The 17,228-nt window shown below is 71.8% G+C and carries 14 protein-coding genes; 5 read left to right on the forward strand and 9 right to left on the reverse strand.

What is annotated here, in order from left to right:
* Positions 1–143: 143 nt before the first annotated feature.
* The 6 genes from ACFWP5_RS12665 to ACFWP5_RS12690 are packed head-to-tail and all read right to left on the reverse strand — an operon-like array spanning position 144 to position 5,459.
* On the reverse strand, positions 144–1,370 hold the full coding sequence (locus tag ACFWP5_RS12665) for a cytochrome P450 (RefSeq protein ID WP_384154314.1): 1,227 nt from the start codon (positions 1,368–1,370) through the stop codon (positions 144–146).
* Positions 1,367–2,593, reverse strand: a complete 1,227-nt coding sequence (locus tag ACFWP5_RS12670; RefSeq protein WP_384154316.1) for a cytochrome P450 — start codon at positions 2,591–2,593, stop codon at positions 1,367–1,369. Before ACFWP5_RS12670 ends, ACFWP5_RS12665 begins: the two co-directional genes overlap by 4 nt.
* Positions 2,590–3,213, reverse strand: coding sequence for an ATP/GTP-binding protein (locus ACFWP5_RS12675; RefSeq protein ID WP_384154318.1), 624 nt, complete (start codon positions 3,211–3,213; stop codon positions 2,590–2,592). The genes ACFWP5_RS12670 and ACFWP5_RS12675 overlap by 4 nt, the downstream gene beginning before the upstream one ends.
* Entirely contained in the window at positions 3,185–3,547 is a 363-nt protein-coding gene (locus ACFWP5_RS12680; protein ID WP_384154320.1) for a DUF742 domain-containing protein, read from the reverse strand. Before ACFWP5_RS12680 ends, ACFWP5_RS12675 begins: the two co-directional genes overlap by 29 nt.
* The gene (locus ACFWP5_RS12685) at positions 3,544–3,966 is read right to left on the reverse strand and encodes a roadblock/LC7 domain-containing protein (protein WP_384154322.1); all 423 of its coding nucleotides are present in this window, start codon (positions 3,964–3,966) and stop codon (positions 3,544–3,546) included. The genes ACFWP5_RS12680 and ACFWP5_RS12685 overlap by 4 nt, the downstream gene beginning before the upstream one ends.
* Positions 3,963–5,459: a sensor histidine kinase gene (locus ACFWP5_RS12690; protein WP_384154324.1), complete on the reverse strand. Its 1,497-nt coding sequence runs from the start codon at positions 5,457–5,459 to the stop codon at positions 3,963–3,965. The genes ACFWP5_RS12685 and ACFWP5_RS12690 overlap by 4 nt, the downstream gene beginning before the upstream one ends.
* Before the next feature lie 226 nt (positions 5,460–5,685).
* On the opposite strand from ACFWP5_RS12690, the gene ACFWP5_RS12695 reads away from it, so the two are divergent.
* Together ACFWP5_RS12695 and ACFWP5_RS12700 are read left to right on the forward strand one after the other, a co-directional pair.
* Complete coding sequence (locus ACFWP5_RS12695; protein WP_384154326.1) at positions 5,686–6,768, forward strand: alpha-hydroxy acid oxidase; 1,083 nt, start codon at positions 5,686–5,688, stop codon at positions 6,766–6,768.
* Between the two features lie 89 nt (positions 6,769–6,857).
* Positions 6,858–9,101, forward strand: a complete 2,244-nt coding sequence (locus tag ACFWP5_RS12700) for an MMPL family transporter (RefSeq protein WP_384154327.1) — start codon at positions 6,858–6,860, stop codon at positions 9,099–9,101.
* 43 nt (positions 9,102–9,144) lie between these two features.
* Here ACFWP5_RS12700 and ACFWP5_RS12705 read toward each other — a convergent pair whose 3' ends face one another.
* Positions 9,145–10,263 (reverse strand): PP2C family protein-serine/threonine phosphatase, encoded by a 1,119-nt coding sequence (locus tag ACFWP5_RS12705; RefSeq protein WP_384154329.1) that lies wholly within the window; start codon positions 10,261–10,263, stop codon positions 9,145–9,147.
* 59 nt (positions 10,264–10,322) lie between these two features.
* Positions 10,323–11,525, reverse strand: a complete 1,203-nt coding sequence (locus ACFWP5_RS12710) for a glycoside hydrolase family 64 protein (protein WP_384154331.1) — start codon at positions 11,523–11,525, stop codon at positions 10,323–10,325.
* 359 nt (positions 11,526–11,884) lie between these two features.
* Between ACFWP5_RS12710 and ACFWP5_RS12715 the strand changes: the two genes are divergently transcribed.
* The 3 genes from ACFWP5_RS12715 (at position 11,885) to ACFWP5_RS12725 (ending at position 15,936) form a co-directional block, all read left to right on the forward strand.
* The gene (locus ACFWP5_RS12715; RefSeq protein WP_384154333.1) at positions 11,885–14,305 is read left to right on the forward strand and encodes a GH92 family glycosyl hydrolase; all 2,421 of its coding nucleotides are present in this window, start codon (positions 11,885–11,887) and stop codon (positions 14,303–14,305) included.
* Between the two features lie 224 nt (positions 14,306–14,529).
* The gene (locus tag ACFWP5_RS12720) at positions 14,530–15,420 is read left to right on the forward strand and encodes a GNAT family N-acetyltransferase (RefSeq protein WP_384154335.1); all 891 of its coding nucleotides are present in this window, start codon (positions 14,530–14,532) and stop codon (positions 15,418–15,420) included.
* A 165-nt stretch (positions 15,421–15,585) separates the two neighbouring features.
* The gene (locus ACFWP5_RS12725) at positions 15,586–15,936 is read left to right on the forward strand and encodes a hypothetical protein (RefSeq protein ID WP_384154337.1); all 351 of its coding nucleotides are present in this window, start codon (positions 15,586–15,588) and stop codon (positions 15,934–15,936) included.
* Between the two features lie 52 nt (positions 15,937–15,988).
* Here the strand turns inward: ACFWP5_RS12725 and ACFWP5_RS12730 are convergent, their stop codons facing one another.
* Positions 15,989–16,876, reverse strand: coding sequence for a Gfo/Idh/MocA family protein (locus ACFWP5_RS12730; RefSeq protein WP_384154339.1), 888 nt, complete (start codon positions 16,874–16,876; stop codon positions 15,989–15,991).
* Positions 16,877–17,228: the final 352 nt, after the last annotated feature.

The raw sequence follows: 17,228 nt of genomic DNA on the forward strand, positions 1-17,228 counted from the left end.
TCCCCCCCGACCCCGGGCTGGACCGGCTCCGCCGCGGCCCCCCCCGGTGCCCGGGGCGGGGCGGTTCCACCGCCGCCGGGTCCATGGGCGCCCGGCGCGTGCGACCGGTTTCGCCGCGTGGCCGGACGTACCGGCTGACCGGCTCAGCCGCGCAGCCGTACCGGTACCTCCTGCCAGCCGAAGGCGATGAAGGACGGCACCTGGCGCAGCTCGTCCGCGTCGACGGCGAGCCGGGCGTCCGGGAAGCGGTCGAAGAACGCGGGCAGCGCGGTCAGGGCCTCCACGCGGGCGAGGGGCGCCCCGATGCAGCGGTGCACGCCGATGCCGAACGACATGTGGTCGTCGGCTCCGCGGGCCGCGTCGAAGACGTCCGCGTCCGGACCGTAGTGCGCGGGATCGAGCCCCGCCGCGGCGAACGTCGTGATGATGGCGTCCCCGGCCGGGACGGTGACGTCGCCGACGGTGAGGTCACCGACCGCGAACCGCAGCGGCAGCGAGGCGATGGACGGGTGGACGCGCAGGGTCTCGTCGACGACCGCGTCCCAGCCGATCTTCCCGGCGCGTACGTCCGCCAACTGTTCGGGGCGCTTGAGCAGCGCGACGATCGCGTTGCCTATGAGGTTGACCGTCGTCTCGAAGCCCGCGCCGATCACCAGCAGCAGCGTGTACAGCAGTTCCTCGTCGCTGAGCCGGTCGCCGTCCTCGTCGCGCACCCGGATCAGTTCGGTGGTGAGGTCGTCGCCGGGGTGCTCGCTGCGGTGGGCGATCAGCGCGGGGAGCACCGTGCCGATCTGCCGCTGCACGGACGCCGCGTGCTCCGGAGACGGGTCCGAGGTGTCCATGATGGCCGCGATCAGCCGACCGGTGTCGTCCACCAACTCGTCGGGCACACCGAACAGTTCGCAGATGATCCGCATCGGCAGGGGATGGGCGAACGCCGCCCTGACGTCGACCACCTCGGCGCCGTCGGCCGCCATCGCGTCGAGCAGTTCTACGGTGATCGCCTCCACGCGGGTGCGCATCGCCTCGGTGCGCCGGTGGGTGAAGCTGGGCGCGACGAGTTTGCGCAGGCGGGCGTGGTCGGTGCCGTAGGTGGAGAGCATGTTGATGACGCCGACCCAGCCCAACACCCAGCCCCAGGACGGGTGTTCGCCGATCTCGGACCACAGGTTCCAGTGCAGCCGGGGGTCCTTGCTGACCTGCGGGTCGAGGATCAGTTCTTTGAGGGTGTCGTAGCCGGTGGGGGCCCAGGCGGGGATGCCGCCGGGCAGTTCGACGGGCACGATCGGGCCGAGGGCACGCAGCTTGGCGCTCTCGGCGGCCATGTCGGCGCCGAACGGGTCGAGGGCGATGCGGTCGGACACGGTCACGACGGATCTCCTGGCTGGTCGGGGGAGCGGGGGCTGAACCGGACGGGCAGCGACGTGAGTGAGCGGTGGAAGGGGCCCGGCCGCCAGGTCAACTGCTCGCGCGGTACGACGGGTTCGAGGTCGGGCAGCCACAGGGTGAGCTGCTCGATCGCCTCCGTCGTGATGAGCAGCGTGTGCTGCTTGACCGGGCAGGCGTGCGGGCCCGCCGACCACGACAGGTGCGAGGCGTCCTTGGGATGCCGGCCGGTGACCACCTCCTGCTCGGCGAAGTGCGCGAGCGCGCCGTACGAGACGACGACCGGGACGGCCGGCCTGATCCACGCGCCGTGGAACGTCACGGGGGAACGGGCGTAGTGGATGCCGTAGTTGGCGAGCGGGGTCTCGTGGTGCAGGACCTCCACCACGGCGTCCATGACCGGTCGGGCGCCACTGGTCAGAGTGGAGTAGTAGGCCGAGGTGCCGAGGATGCGGGACAGCGCGTTGGACACCAGGTTCGCGGTCGGCTCGTGGCCCGCGCCCAGGGTGAGGAACACCTGCCAGGCGACCTCCTCCGGGGTCAGCCCGGCCGGATGGTCGAGCAGCCAGCTCGGCAGGTCGTCGCCGCGCGACTCGGCTTTGGCGGCGATCAGTTCGAGGACATAACCGCCGAACTCGGCCTCGCCCTCGGCCGCTTGGGCGCCGCCCTCCATCATCATGCCCAGCGCCCGGTCCAGCCGCTCGCTCTGGCTGTCGGGCAGCCCGAAGAGGCTGTTGAACACCAGCGCCATCAGCGGCCTGGCGAACTCGCCCACCAGATCGGCATTTCCGCGCGGCCCGATCCGGCTCACGAGCACATGCACCGCCCGGTGCACCCGGGCGCGCAGGTCGTGCGGCTCGATCCGCTCGAAGGTGTCGATCAGCGAGGCACGGTAACGGACGTGCGCCGCGCCGTCCGCGAACAGGGAGTTGGGCCGCCAGCGCATCATCCCGAGGACCGGCGAGTCCTCGGCGACCGTCGACTCCCACGGCCGGGGGTCGTGCGAGAACGTGTCGGTGTCGCGCAGCAACTCCAGCGCGGCGTGCCGCTCGGTGACGACGTACGCCGGTACGCCCGGGGCGAGTTCGGCCCAGCCGACCGGGCCCTGGGCGCGCAGGGCGGCGTAGTAGCCGTAGGGATCCAGCGCGAAGCCGTCCTCCCACAGCCGGACGGGACGGGTGGGGCCGACGGGGGAAGTGGTGGTCACCGGTGCTCCGGAGGGTCGCGGTCGATCAGATGCTGGACCAGGGCGAGCAGCGCGTCGAGAGACGAGTCCGCGTCCCGGGCGTCACAGGTCACCAGCGGCGTGCCGGGCGCCAAGTCCAGCGCGGCGCGCAGCTGTTGCTCGGTGTGGTGCCGGGGCGCGTCCGGGAAGGTGTTGAACGCGACGGCGTACGGCAGCCCGCTCTCCTCCACCAGCCCGAGCACGTCGAACGAGGCGTCGATCCGGCGGCTGTCGACCAGCACGAGCGCCCCGAGCGCGCCGTATGCGATGTCCTCCCACAGGGCGCGGAACCGCTCCTGCCCGGGTGTGCCGAACAGATACAGGACGATCCCGCCCGGCAGGCTGATCCGGCCGAAGTCGATCGCGACGGTCGTCGTCGACTTCTCCCGCACCCCGTCGAGATCGTCCAGGTGGACTGACGCCTCGCTGAGCCGCTCCTCGGTGTGCAGCGGCCGGATCTCCGACACGGAGTCGATGAGGGTCGTCTTGCCCACCCCGAAGGGTCCCGCGATCAGGATCTTGACCAACTCGCGGGCGGTGTCCGGCAGATGGATGCCGCTGGTGGTGCTGCCGCTAGTGGTGCTTGAGGGCGCGTAGGCCATCTGCGACTCTCTTCAGCAGGTCGGGGTCGAAGCGTTCGGCGGGCGGGATCGGGGCACGGGCGAGGACCAGGCTCCGGTCGACGAGACCGGCGGCCAGGACGCGCACCGCGGACACGGGCAGCTCCAGCAGGGCCGCCGCCTCCAGCACCGTCAGCGAACCGCCGTGCAGGGCGTCCAGCAGGGCGAGTTGGGCCGCGGGCAGTTCGGCCGGGGCGGGCTCGCCGCTGCCGCTGAGCACCGTCAGCCGCTCCAGATGCGGGCGGCTGGGCCGGGCCACACCGCCGGTCGACAGATACGCGGGAACGAGAGGACGGCCGCCGCGGCGGCCCGTCATGCCGGCGCGCCGCCGTCAACTCCCCGCGGAGCGGCGGCCATCGCCTTCTCACCCAGCCGCGCCACCTGCGAGTGCACCCGGTGCGCCAGCAGATCCAGCCGCACCTCGCTGTCGCCGTAGGCCGCCACACAAGTCCCGTGATCCGTAGGGACGATGAGCACATAGCCGTGGTCCGACTCGATGACCACCTGCCGTATCTCGGCCCGTTCCCGGTCGGCGAACGCCGCCGCGGCGGTACGGCACGCCCCCTGCACGGTGCTGGTGATCGCGGCCACCCGCTCGCCCGAGGCCTGGGACAGCGCGTCGGTGTACCCCCGCACCAGCCCGTCCCGGGTCAACAGCACCGCCGCCACCACGTGCGGCACCTCCAGGATCGGATCGAGCGCCCACGCCGTGTCGCCCCCATCGCGGCTGCTCATCTAGCCGCTCCCCCTTCGTAGTCGGTCTGGTGTGTGTCCTGTGCTGTCACTCTCGCTGCCGCGGATGCCGCGGCCCGCTTTTCTACGGCGGTCTCGGCGTCGTCGATCGCGGCGCGCGCGGCGGCGGTGCCGGACTGGAGGGCGCCGAGTGCGGCGGCGGCCTGCTCCGGGCGGCGCTCGGGCTGGTGTGCCTCGGGCCGGTGTGTTTCCAGCGCGGCCGGTGCGACTGGGGCGGCTGATGCGGCGGCCGCGGTGCGGCGACGGCGTCGCGGCAGGCCGCCGGCATCGGGTACGGCCGGATGCCCGGACACGTCGGCGACACCCCGCACGGCTCGCTCGGCCCGTTCGGTCCGCTCGTCGCGCTCGGAGCCGTAGGAGTGGGCCGGTGCGGGCGCGGGCGTGCGGGTGGGTGCGGGGGCCCGGCGGGTCGAGCGCGGGGCGCCCGCCGCGGGTGGCTGCCGCTCGGGGTCGATACGGCTCAGGAGATGGCTGTCGATCCGCAGGACCGCGCGGACGCCGCCGTACGGGGAGGGCGAGGACACGTCGACACCGAGGTCGAACTGCCGGGTCAGGCGGCCGATCGCGGCGAACCCCATGCGCGGCGGGTCGCCCAGGTCGGTGAGCAGGATCGGGTCGGAACCGGCCACCATCCGCCGGGCGTGGTCGCGTTCGTCCTGGGTCATGCCGAGCCCCGCGTCGTCGACGGTGACGCAGGCGCCGTGATGGACGTGTTCAAGGTTGACCACGACGTCGGTGTCCGGGGCGGAGTGCCGCAGCGCGTTGTCGAGGAGTTCGGCGACGATGACGGCGACCGGTTCGACGGCGTGCGAGACGAGCGCGGTGCCGGCTTCGAGGTGGTTGTGCACCCGCACGCGGTGGTACCCGGCGAGCCGGGCCTGCCCGCCGGTCACCGCCTCCACGAGGTGCGACTCCTCACGCGCGAGCCCGACCCACGCACCACACACGACGGCCGCGACCTGCGCACGGCGCAGCGACTGCTCGTTCTCGTGGTCCAGCATGAACAGGGTCTGCGCCAACTCCGGGTCGTCGTACCGCTGTTGGAGCGAGCGCAGGGCGTCCTGCAGCCGGTACAGGGCGGCCTGGATCTCACGGGTGGCCCCGCGCATCCCGGCCTGCGCGGCGGCGTCGATGCGGTTGCGCTGCGCGGCGAGCTCCGAACGCACCGCGTTCAGCACGCTTTCGAGGGCGATCCCGAGGGGCGAACCGATGAACTGCGGCTGCCCCGGCCCCGGCACGGCGACCCGCGGATGTGTGAGATGCCGGGCGGCGGCCGGAATCCGCTGCCCCGCCAGATGCTCGACCTCGGCCGCCAACGCAGCCTGGACACCGGTCAGTCGGTCCCGCAGCTCGGTGATCTCCGCACGCTGCAGGGCACGTTGACGCCGCGACCGCAGCAGCCCGGCACCGAGCGCCAGTGCGGACAGCGTGCCGGCGGCGAGAGCACCGGCCACCAGGTCCGGTAATTCGGTCATCGAATCGAGTCCAAGCGAAGTCGGGCAGGGCTGAGTCCGGGCCCCTCAGGCGGGGCGCCCGGAGCACAGTACACACCGTCATCGACCGCTCTCGCACGGTGTAACAGGACTTCCCTTCGAAACTGACCGGCCTCTGTTCACTTCTGCGCCAAGTGTCTGAAATGGCGTGTGAGGAAAGGAAGTTGAGTCGCTAGGGTCGGTGCATCGTGCACGAAGGGGGAGCGGTGTGACGGGCGTGGTGCGCTGGCTGGACGGCATCGAGGAGCGGGCGGCCGGTCTCCTTCCACCGGAGATCCACGCCTACTTCCGCAGAGGTGCGGGGCAGGGTCTCAGCGTCGCCGAGGCTGTCCCGGCCTGGGACGGATTCCGGCTGCGCCCGCACATCCTGCGGGACGTGTCCCGGTGCGAGACCTCGACGACCGTCCTGGGCACGGCAGTTGACACGCCGATCCTCATCGCTCCGAGCACCTTGCAGCGCCGCGCCCATCCCGACGGCGAGGCGGCCACCGCCCTCGGCGCGGCCGGTGCGGGGTCACTGCTCGCGGTGACCTCGAACACCGCGGTCCCGTTCTCGGCCCTGGAGCCCTCGGGAACGCCGTGGTGGGTGCAGGTGTACGTGGCCCGCGACCGGTCCCTGACCGAGGAGACGCTGCGGCGGGCCGTGGCGGCCGGCGCCCGGGCGGTCGTGCTGACCGCCGACACACCGGTCATCGGCTCTCACGGCCAACCCGGCGCGCATGTCGCCGACTTCGTGGGGCCGGAGGATCTCTACGGCAACGTCACCGGCACCCCCGACCGGGAGGCCGCCGAGCACGCGCCGGACCTCACCCCGGACGTCATCGCCTGGCTGCGCGACCTGACCGGGCTGCCGGTCGTCGTCAAGGGCGTCCTGCGCGGCGACGACGCCCGTGCCTTTGTGGACGCCGGCGCCGCCGGGCTGATCGTCTCCAACCACGGCGGCCGTCAGCTCGACGGGCTGGTCCCGACGGCCTGGGCGCTGCCGGAGGTGGTCGACGCCGTCGCCGGGACGGACACCGAGGTGTACGTGGACGGCGGACTGCGCCGGGGCACCCACGTCTTCGCCGCGCTCGCCCTCGGAGCCCGAGCGGTGTTCGTCGGTCGCCCGACCCTGTGGGCACTGTCCCTGGCCGGTGCGGAGGGTGTGACGCGCCTGATCGGGGACCTGACGGCGGAACTGGTCGAGACAATGCGGCTGACGGGCGTACCGGAACTCCCGGCGATCGGGCGGGACTTGCTGCACCTGCCGGCGGACACCGACCGTTCGGCGGGGTCACCGTACGCCCGTTGATCTTCCCAAGAAGCCCAAGATGCCGGAGTGATCCCACGGGCGTCTAATGGGTGTGTCGGAAGTGTCACCCGGCGGAAAAGGCCGAGGCCATGGCGCCCACGGGATCCAGCGCAGGGGACGGCCGGACGGCTGCCAAGGGGGTGCTGCGGCGGCTGGGGGAGTGGTGCGCCCGGCACTTCGTGATCGTGATCGTCGCCTGGCTCGTCGCGCTGGCCGCGCTGCAAGTCCTCAACAGGTCCTTCGGGGGCGACTATTCGGACGACTTCTCGCTGTCCGGCGTACAATCCCAGCACGGTCTGCAGGTCCTCAAGGAGCACGATCCGGCGGCCGGGGGCTACAGCAGCCAGATCGTCCTGCACGACAAGGACAAGGCGCTCACCTCCCTGAACTCGCAGATGTCCGAGACGGTCGGCGACCTGCAGAAGCTCCCGCACGTCCTGTCGGTGCAGAACCCCCTGCCACAGCCCGGAACGACACCGACGTCCTCCAGCCCGAACGTCGGCCCCCTCTCCTCCGACGCGAAGACCGCGTACATCACCATCCGTTTCGACGTACAGCCGTCCACCCTCGGCGACGGCTACCTCCACGGCGTCGACACCTCCGTGAAGCCGTTGCGGACCGCCGGCGCCCAGGTCGAGTACGGCGGACCGCTCGGCGAACTGGCCCGGCCCGCCGCCGACGACCGGGTCAGCGAACTCATCGGGTTCGCCGTGGCGATCGTCGTCCTGCTGATCGGCTTCGGCAGTGTGATCGCCGCCGCGATGCCCCTGGTGACCGCGCTGATCAGCGTCATCGGGGGACTCGCCTGCCTCGGACTGCTGGCGGCGGCGCTCACCTTCGCGACGGTGTCACCGACCCTGGCGACGATGATCGGCATCGGGGTCGGCATCGACTACGCGCTGTTCCTGATCACCCGTCACCGGCAGAACCTCATGAACGGCTCCGATCCCGTGCGCGCCGCCGGACAGGCCACGGCGACCAGTGGCCGGGCCGTGCTCGTCTCGGGCTGCACCGTGATCGTCGCGCTCGCCGGACTGTTCGTGTCCGGTGTGCCCTTCATCGGCAAACTCGGGCTCGCGGCCGCCGTGACGGTCGTATCGGCGGTCATCGGCGCGCTCACCCTCGTGCCCGCCCTGCTCGGGCTCCTCGGCAGGCGGATCGACCGCTACCGGGTGCGCCGCCCGGTCGCCGAGACCGACGCCGCGCCGGGCGCCGAACCCACGGGCACCTGGCACCGCTACGCACAGCGCGTGGAACACCGGCCGTGGACGTTCCTCGCGGCGGGTGTCGCGGCCGTCGTCGTCCTCGCGATCCCGGTCTTCTCCCTCCAACTCGGCCACATCGGCGACGGCGCCGACCCCACGTCGTTCACGGACCGCCGCGCCTTCGACCTGATGACCGACGCCTTCGGGCCCGGTTCCAACGGCCCGCTGACCATAGTCATCGACCAGAGCGGCGTCCCCTCCTCCCAGCGCTCGGCCCTCTCCAGCCAGGCCCAGAAGACCCTCGACGGAGTGCAGGGCGCCGCCAAGGTCACCCCGCTGACGACCACCAAGGACGGTGACGTCCTCGTCGGCACCGTCTACTCCAAGCAGTCCCCGCAGAGCGCGGACACCACCGACCTCAGCAACCGGCTCGTCCACGACACCCTGCCCGACGCGGTCTCCGGCACCTCCGCCAAGGGCTACGTCACCGGCACCACCGCGGCCCAGGTCGACTTCCGCGACATCGTGTCGAGCCGACTGCCCCTGATCATCGGCGTGGTGGTCGCCCTGGCCTTCCTGATCATCCTCGCCGTGTTCCGCGGCCTGCTCGTCGCCCTCAAGGCCGCCGTCCTCAACGTGCTCTCCATCGCCGCCTCCTACGGCGTCGTCGTCGCCGTCTTCCAATGGGGCTGGGGCGGCCCCGCGCTGGGCGTCGCCGGCAAGGTCCCCATCGAGAGCTACGTCCCGATGATGATGTTCGCGATCATCTTCGGCCTGAGCATGGACTACGAGATCTTCCTGCTCTCCCGTGTCCACGAGGCCTGGCTGCGCACCGGCGACGCCGAGGCGTCCGTCGCCCATGCCCTGGAGATCACCGCGCGCGTCATCACCTGTGCCGCGCTGATCATGGTCAGCGTCTTCGCGGCCTTCGTCGTCAGCGACAACATCGTGGTCAAGATGCTCGGCCTCGGCCTGGCCGTCAGCGTGCTGATCGACGCCACGGTCGTACGGCTGCTGATGGTGCCCGCGGTCATGACCCTGCTGGGCCGGCACGCCTGGTGGACACCACGGTTCCTGGACCGGATCCTGCCGCACATCGACGCCGAGGGTGACCACGAACAGACGTGAGCCTCAACTCCCGTACGGCATCCGGGGCGTGAGGGCGTGCGCCTCACCTGCCGAACGGTCGCGTCCGGGGTGTGAGCACGAGCATCGTCACGTCGTCCCGGATCTCAGGGGAGTGCCGCAGCAGGTCGGCCCACACCCGCTCCGCCATCAAGGCCGGGTCGTCGTCGGCGAGTTGGGCCAGCCGCTCGGCGAAGGGATAGAACGCACCGACCGTGTCCCGCGCCTCCCACACCCCGTCGGAGGCGAGGAACAGCCGGTCCCCGGGCCGCAGTTGGAGAGTCGCCCCGCTCAGCGGACCGGCGTCGGACAGCCCGAGACCGAGCGGCGTCCACGCCTCGACGTCGATCTCCGCGACCCGGCCCCCGCGCAGCAACACAGGAGCCGGATGCCCACAGGCCACGATCCGCACGGCGTCCGCGTCCGCCGTGAACTCCAGCAGCACCGCCGTGGCGAACAGCTCCGCGTGCGCCGACCGCGCCGAGTCCACCACCAGCCGCCGGTCCAGCCGCGCCGCGACCGCCTCCAGGCCTGGCAGGTCGAGCACCGCCTCCCGGAACGCCCCGAGCAGCGAGGCGACCGTCGCGACGGCCGACAGCCCGTGCCCCTGCACATCGCCCATGACCGCCCGCACGCCGTACGGCCCGTCCCGTACGTCGAAGAAGTCCCCGCCGACCAGCGTCCCGCGCTGCGCCGCCCGGTACAGCCCCGCGCACCCGACCGGCCCCACCCGCTCCGGCAGCGGCGGCACGACGGCCCGCTGCGCGGCCTCGGCGACCGTGCGCTCCAGGTCCAGCTGGGCATCACGGCGACTGCGGACGAAGGACACGAACACACTCAGCACCGCGACGAACAGGACCGTCAGCAGATCGGTCTCACCGGGATTGTTCAGATGGAACGCCGGGACGGTCAGCAGGGCGACCGTGGCACCGCCCAGCAGCGCGGTCGCGAGAGGGCCGTAGGACAGCCCGGCCAGCGGCGGGATGGCGCCCAGCAGGAAGCCGATGTCGAGCGAGCGTGGGCTGGCAAGCGTCGCCACGCCCACCCCCACCACCAGCGCCCCCGGCAGCACCCGCACCCACCGCGGCGCCGGCGCGCCCCGAAGCCACCCCCGCCGGGCCGGCTCCCGGACCCGGCGGAACGACGGCACGCGCACCTTTCCCACACCACCACGCTCCTACGGCGGGACCGGCCCCGCACGCGGAGAACCGCCCCGGGACCGTCCTAGAAGGGCGTGAGCGTCAGCCGTATCCCCGTCGGCGCCGTGTCCTGGACGTAGGACGCGAAGTCCGCCACGTCGTCGAAGGCGAAGCCGTACGCCTTGCCGTCGGCGGTGGCCGCGTGCACCGCCTTCGCGTAGTGGTTCGTGAGGTCGGTGGCGTAGAAGCTCGACGCGTCGGTGGTCGGCTGGGCGGGGTTCGACAGGAGTGTCGAGCGGTTGAAACCGGCGCCGAGGACGGCCGCGACCGGGCCCGTGGTGCCGTCGTTCGGGGCGGCCAGGTTGCCGTCGCAGAACAGCACGTCCCGCGTGGACGGCTTGGCGAACGAGACCGAGGCCGGTCCGGTGAAGGTGAATTGGCCGGCGCGCACCCGCCCGGTGAAGGCGCCCGCGTTCGTGGTGACGGTGAGGTCCTTGCCGGTGTACGTGCTCCACACCTCGTCGATGTACGGCGCGAAGTAGTCCGCGGCGAACAGGCCCGCGTCCAGCCCGTGCCCCGGCGCGATGACCCGCGTGTCGTCCACGACCAGCGGGGCGAACGCCTCGACCTGCCGTACCGCGTCGAACACCGACGCCCGCCCGCCGTCGCGCAGGGTGCCCGTCGTCTGGTCCTGCGCGCCGGTCAGCCGGATGCTCAGCGGCACGCTGAACATGTCGACCATCGTCGTGTTGCAGAACATGCCCGACGCGTTGTGCGTGAACTCGGCACAGTCGTGCAGCACCCCGTAGTTGGGGTCGGACGTCACCCAGCCGGCCGGGTACTGCAGCGCGGGGTTGCCGTTGCCGTCCGCCACGGCCTTGAACTTGAGCTTCGCGCCGAGCGACACATAGATGCGGCCCGACAGGTACGGGAGCGAAATCGTCGTCTCCGCACCGGAGTCGAGGCTGATCGCGTAGTCGGTGAAACCGTCGGCACCGTTGTCCGAGAGCGCGATCGGCGCGATCGTCCCTTCGGGAGTGACCCGCACCTGCTTGCCGTCCACGTTCCCGACGACGTAGACGTGCACGTTCGCGTTGTCGAACGAGCCGCTGTTGTTGACCAGCGTCAGCGGGAGGGCGCCCGCCTGATCGGCGCTGGTCTCCATGGACTTGGTGTCCGCGAGGGCGTGCGGTGCGAGGGCGGCGACGGCGGGAGCGGCCACCGCCGCGCCACCGAGGGCGAAGAGGAGCTTGCGACGGCCGAGCGTGCGCTGATGACGGGGAGTCATGTGGGGGGACCTCCGGGCGAGTCGGACTGTTCGGAGCGGACGGTGCCGACGCTGAGAGCGCTCTCACAGCATGCGTCGACACCGCCGCCGGGGCCCGATGTTACGCACGACCACGGGCTGGGCCAACGGTTGTGCGGGAAGTTGTCACCGCGCTGACCTGCGCAGACGTGGTGAGTTGGGTGGCTTAACCCCCACTTAAGGGCCACTTAAGCGCCCGGCGAAGCGTTCACCCGTCCTTCATCACCCGTACCCGGGCACCTCTTCCCTCCCATCGCGCGACCTCCTAGCCTCGCGACGCCCCCTGTCTCTTCGGCCCCAAGTTCCTTCCCATGTCCCTTCCCCGAAAGGCGACTTGACGCATGCGTCACCAACTACTGGGCACGGCAAGACGGTTCGGCGTCGGCGTCGCGGCCGTGGCGGTCACGACCGCGCTCGCCGTGGCCGCCCCCTTCCCCGCCCTCGCCGCGGCGACCGGCCCGTCCGAGCGGCCGTCCTCCCTCGTGGACCCGCTGATCGGTTCCGCCAACGGCGGCAACACCTACCCCGGCGCCACCCTCCCGTACGGCATGATCGCCTGGTCCCCGACCAGCACCACCGGCGACCAGACCAGCACGGGAGCCGCCAACGGGTACGAGTACGGCGCCACCCGCATCCGCGGTCTGAGCCTCACCCACGTCAACGGCGCAGGCTGCAACCCCGGCGCGGCGGGCGACGTACCGATCATGCCGTTCGTCGGCGACGTCACCTCGTCCCCCTCGGCGGACACCAAGGACGCCGTGTACGCGTCGAACTTCTCGCACGCCGACGAGAAGGCCGCCCCCGGCCGCTACACCCTCGGCCTCGCCTCCGGCGCCACCGCCGACCTGGCCGTCGGCAAGCGCGCCGGAGTCGCCGACTTCACCTTCCCCGCCGACCGCCCGGCGAGCCTGCTCTTCCGCGTCTCCAACTCCCTCAACGGCAGCCAGGACGCGCACGTCGACATCGACACCGCCCACCACAAGGTGACCGGCTGGGTGTACACGGGAGCCTTCTGCGGGCGCCGAGCCAACGGCGGCGTCAACAACCGCAAGAGCTACTACAAGCTCTACTTCAGCGCCTCCTTCGACCGCGCCTTCTCCTCCGTCGGCACCTGGCACGACAGCACGGTGTCACCCGGGTCGACGACCGCCTCCGGAGGCGAGGGATACGCCACCGGCGCCGACCGCGCGGGACGCGGCTCCGGCGGCTGGGTCGGCTTCGACACGGGCTCTGACAACGATGTCCGCATGCGGATCGGCATCTCCTACGTCAGCCTCGGGGGCGCCGAGAGCAACCTGCGCCAGGAGATCGCCCCGCACGCACGCGTGGCCGACGTTGCCGAGGCCGGCGCCCGCGCCTGGGACCGCGAACTGAGCACCGTACGCGTCGACGGCGGCACCCCCGCCCGCCGTCAGACCTTCTACACGGCGCTCTATCACGCCCTCATGCAGCCCAACCTGATCAGCGACGAGGACGGCCGCTACTGGGGCATGGACCAGGCCGTCCACCGGCTCGCGCGCGGGCAGCGGGCGCAGTACAGCAACTTCTCCGGCTGGGACCAGTACCGCGCCCAGATACAGCTCCTCGCGCTCCTGAAGCCCACTGTCGCGGGCGACTTCGCTCAATCGCTCTACAACTTCTCGAAACAGAACGGCGGAGTCTGGGACCGCTGGGTGCACATCAGCGGCGCCACCCACGTCATGACGGGCGACCCGACGGCCGCGACCCTGGCCACCTTCTACGCCATGGGCGTCCGCAACTTCGACTACGAGGGCGCCTTCGACTCCCTCGTCCACCAGGCCACCGTCCCCAACCCGGACGAACTGTCGGACGCCGGCTGCCCCGGCCAGTGCGTGGGCCAACGCCCCAACCTCGCCCAGTACATGACCTCCCACTACGCAGCCCAGAACGCGTGCCACTGCTGGGGCGGCGCCGCCGAGACCCTGGAGGACGCCGTCGCCGACTCCGCCCTCGGCCAGTGGGCGAAGCTGCTGGGCCGTACCGCCGAGGCGAAGACCTTCACCGAGCGGGGCGCCTACTGGCGCAACGTCTTCAACCCCGCCACCGGTTACATCCAGGCGCGCAACCTCGACGGCTCCTGGGTGACCCCGTTCAACCCGGCGAGCGATCTCGGCTTCGCACAGGGCTCGGCAGCCGCGTACGTCTGGATGGTCCCGCAGGACGTACAGGGACTCGCCGAGGCGATGGGCGGCCGCGAGGCGGCGGCGACCCGGCTCGACGGCTTCTTCCACACCGCCGACGGCGCGTGGTCGGTCCGGGGCGGCGACGCACTGCGCTACGACCCGACCAACGAGCCCGACATCCACGCGCCGTGGCTCTACGACTCCCTCGGCCAGCCCTGGAAGACCCAGGCGACGGTCCGCCAGATCCTCAACACGGCCTACGGCACCGGCCCCACGGGCCTGCCCGGAAACGACGACCTCGGCACCATGTCCGCCTGGTACGTCCTCTCGGCCCTCGGGATCTATCCGCGCACCCCGGGCAGCGCCGACCTGCTGCTCGGCGCACCGCTCTTCCCGAAGGCGGTCGTGGACCGACCGGGCCGCACGGACATCGTCATCACCGCCCCCGACGCCGACGACACCCACCCGTACATCGACGCCGTACGCCTCGACGGCCATGGCCTCACGCGCGCGTGGACCGGCGCGGGCCTGACGCTCAAGGGCGGCAGGCTGGACTTCCGCCTCGCCACCGAACCGAACACGAGCTGGGCTACCGACCCGGGACAACCGCCGAAGTGACGCACACCGGCCCGGCGGAGTCCCGCTCCGCCGGGCCGGCCCGGAAATGCGATGGACGGGTGGGAGATCAACCCCTAGCGTGTGCGTGCACGCCCTGAGACCAGCGGAAGGAGGCGAGTGCCATGAGGTTCACCACACCCCAGCGCTCCCTCCCCGTCGACCCGGTGTGCCTCGACTGACCTGACCGGGAGCGCTCCACGCGGTACCCCTCCCGGAGGAAACCCATGACCGATCCGGTCATTCGCGCGCTCGACGAGAGCGACGCCCATCTTTTCGACGCCCTTCCCGACTCGCTCGGCGCCCGAGCCGCCCACCGGCTGACGATCTGGCGGCCCGACTGGCAGCGAGTGGCGCTGCGCGACGGCACGGTCGTCGCGCGCGCCGCCTGGTGGGGCGGCCCGAACGACACCGAACCCCTCACCGTCGACTGCTTCGACGTGATCGAGGGCGAGGAGGAGGCCGGGGCCGAACTCCTGCGCAGCGCCCCCTGGCGCGTCGACGTGGAACTGAACCTCCCCGCCGACTGGCGCGACAACCCCGAACTGCGCGCCGCCGCCGAGGCACGCTTCACCGCCCTGCGCGCGGCCGGTTACGACCTCCTCGTCGAGCGTTTCATCTACCGGTGGACACCGGAGTGCGGCCTGCCCGAACGCCCCGGACGCCTCGTCTTCGCCCCCGAACCGGACGACGCGGTGTTCTTCGACGCGCTGCGCCGCATCCACTCCGTCACCCTCGACGCCCACGCCCAACGGGCCAGCCAGCAAGGGGGAGTTGAGAAGGCCGCGCAGGAGGAGATCGACTTCTTCCGCTGGTGCCCGTCCCCGCGTGAGTGGTGGCAGGTCGCACGCACCCCCGAGGGAGACCTCGCGGGCATCCACATCCCGGCCCACAACCCGTCGGGTCCCTGCGTCGGCTTCATCGGGGTCGTACCGGAACAGCGCGGCCACGGCTACGCCCGCGACCTGCTGGCCGAGTGCACCCATTACCTCGTCGAGCGCGGCGCCGAGTTCATCGCCGCCGCCACGGACCAGGGCAACTTTCCGATGGCCGCGCACTTCGCGAAGGTCGGCTATCCGGTCATCCGGGAGCGGGCCAACTTCCATGTCATCGATTAGTCGACCAGGCGCACCGGTCCGTGGTTCGTAGTTCGTAGGCGGGCAGGACGGTCGGCCCGGCCCGACTCGTGACGCGGGTCGGGCCGGGCGGACTGTCAGTGCCGGGTGCCATGCTGGCGGCAGGTCGATCTACGGCCGGTCGGTCCGCGGTGGGACGGAGGCGCGATGGGATTCGTGGGCGAGGTCTGGCAGGTGCGCAGGGGCGAGGAGCCGGTCGGGGAGATCCTGATCGACGACGCCGACTTTCCCTGGCTGTCGGGCAAGTTCACCGCCGGTCCGGCGTTCGGCGAGGTGGAGGAGCTGTTCGCGCGGGAACTGGCCCTGACGAAAGCGGACGACGACGGGCACTGGATCCGGTGGGAGGAGGCCTACGACGAGATCAGCCGGCAGGTGACGCTGACCTCGCCGGACGGCCCCGTGCCCGAGTTCCTGCTGCACATCGAGGGGGAGCGGGCCTGGTTCCGGTGGAGCGACGAGCCGTTCGACGAGGACGAGGAGCCACCTGGCGGCGAGTGATCAGAGCGAGTGACCAGAGCGACTTGTCGGAGCGACCAGGCAGGGCGACTGATCAGACAGGCTCGCCGTCCACCATCGCCTCGGCCTCGGCCAGGATCTCGGTGACCCGCTGACCGAAAACAGCGTCGCACGCGTGCGGTCGGCCCGTGCGGACGGCCTCACTCAGCGCGTCGGCGGCGCGCACCAGGGCGGACACCGCATTGCCCGAGCTGTCCGGAAGGCTCGTCACCCCGGCTGCGCCGCGCAGTTCGACCGTGGCTCCCGCCGCTGCGGTCGGCGCGGTCAGGCTCAGGGTCAGCGTGCTGGACGCACCGCCGACGTGGTCCAGGACCAGCAGGGCCGTGTCGCCGGGACCCCGCACGGCGGCGGCCACCCGGCGGACGTCACCGAGGACCGGCAGCAACACGGACAGAGCATGCGGGCCCACGTCCCACAGCGCGCCCTTCTCCTGCCGCCAGGGCGAGGCCGCGAACGGGCTGCCGCTGGTGAACACCGAGCCGAGCCACTCGGCCCGAGCCGTGAACCAACCCCCGGCGGCGGCCTGTTCGGTCACCCACGCCTCGGTCTCCGGCTGGAAGCGGGTGGTGAAGAACACGACCGACGCGACCCCGGCCTCCCGCACCGCGTCCACCACGGCCCGCCCCTGCTCCACCGTCGGTGCGAGGGGCTTGTCCAGCAGCAGATGACGGCCCGCCCGCGCGGCCCGCACCGCCACCTCGGCCTGGACGGACGGCGGCAGCGCCACGGCAACGGCGTCCACGTCGGCGAGCAGGGCGTCGACATCGTCGTAGGCCGGTACGCCGTACTGGTCGGCCAACTCCTTGGCGGCGTCGGGGCGGCGGCCCCACACGCCCGCGAAGTCCCACGCGTCGTGCCCACTGAGGGCGGGGGCGTGAGCCATCCGAGCCCAAGGGCCGGTGCCGAGCAGTCCGATGCGCATAACGCTGCCTTTCCACGGTCGAACCTGGTGACGAGACCGGAGCCGATCAGACCGGCCGGTCGCCGGTGAGCGTGCCACACGAACGGGGCGGGTGCGCAAGCCCTTACCGCGACTGGGCCGGCCGACCGACGCACCGAGAACCTTGCGGCCGGCGGTCCGGCCCGGGATGGTCGGTGGACTGCGCGGCCTGTGAAGCGAGGACGCGGAACCGGTCGTGGCTGGGGGCGCCGAGCTCGGTCAGTTGGCCCCGCGTGATGGCGTGGCCGTTGCGGGCGGCGGAGCAGTCGCCCCCCCCCACCCCAGGTTAACCCCCCCCGCCCCCCGGGGGGCAACCGGAAACCCAGAGAAATAA

Origin of the sequence: Streptomyces sp. NPDC058469 (assembly GCF_042721125.1) — a bacterium.
In the GTDB taxonomy this organism is placed as follows: Bacteria; Actinomycetota; Actinomycetes; order Streptomycetales; family Streptomycetaceae; genus Streptomyces.

What these genes read in the sequence shown, in the direction of transcription:
- ACFWP5_RS12680 (WP_384154320.1), bottom strand. Translation starts at nt 3,547, where the DNA reads ATGACGGGCCGCCGCGGCGGCCGTCCTCTCGTTCCCGCGTATCTGTCG.
- ACFWP5_RS12730 (WP_384154339.1), bottom strand. Translation starts at nt 16,876, where the DNA reads ATGCGCATCGGACTGCTCGGCACCGGCCCTTGGGCTCGGATGGCTCAC.
- ACFWP5_RS12675 (WP_384154318.1), bottom strand. Translation starts at nt 3,213, where the DNA reads ATGGCCTACGCGCCCTCAAGCACCACTAGCGGCAGCACCACCAGCGGC.
- ACFWP5_RS12685 (WP_384154322.1), bottom strand. Translation starts at nt 3,966, where the DNA reads ATGAGCAGCCGCGATGGGGGCGACACGGCGTGGGCGCTCGATCCGATC.
- ACFWP5_RS12720 (WP_384154335.1), top strand. Translation starts at nt 14,530, where the DNA reads ATGACCGATCCGGTCATTCGCGCGCTCGACGAGAGCGACGCCCATCTT.
- ACFWP5_RS12710 (WP_384154331.1), bottom strand. Translation starts at nt 11,525, where the DNA reads ATGACTCCCCGTCATCAGCGCACGCTCGGCCGTCGCAAGCTCCTCTTC.
- ACFWP5_RS12715 (WP_384154333.1), top strand. Translation starts at nt 11,885, where the DNA reads ATGCGTCACCAACTACTGGGCACGGCAAGACGGTTCGGCGTCGGCGTC.
- ACFWP5_RS12725 (WP_384154337.1), top strand. Translation starts at nt 15,586, where the DNA reads ATGGGATTCGTGGGCGAGGTCTGGCAGGTGCGCAGGGGCGAGGAGCCG.
- ACFWP5_RS12700 (WP_384154327.1), top strand. Translation starts at nt 6,858, where the DNA reads ATGGCGCCCACGGGATCCAGCGCAGGGGACGGCCGGACGGCTGCCAAG.
- ACFWP5_RS12690 (WP_384154324.1), bottom strand. Translation starts at nt 5,459, where the DNA reads ATGACCGAATTACCGGACCTGGTGGCCGGTGCTCTCGCCGCCGGCACG.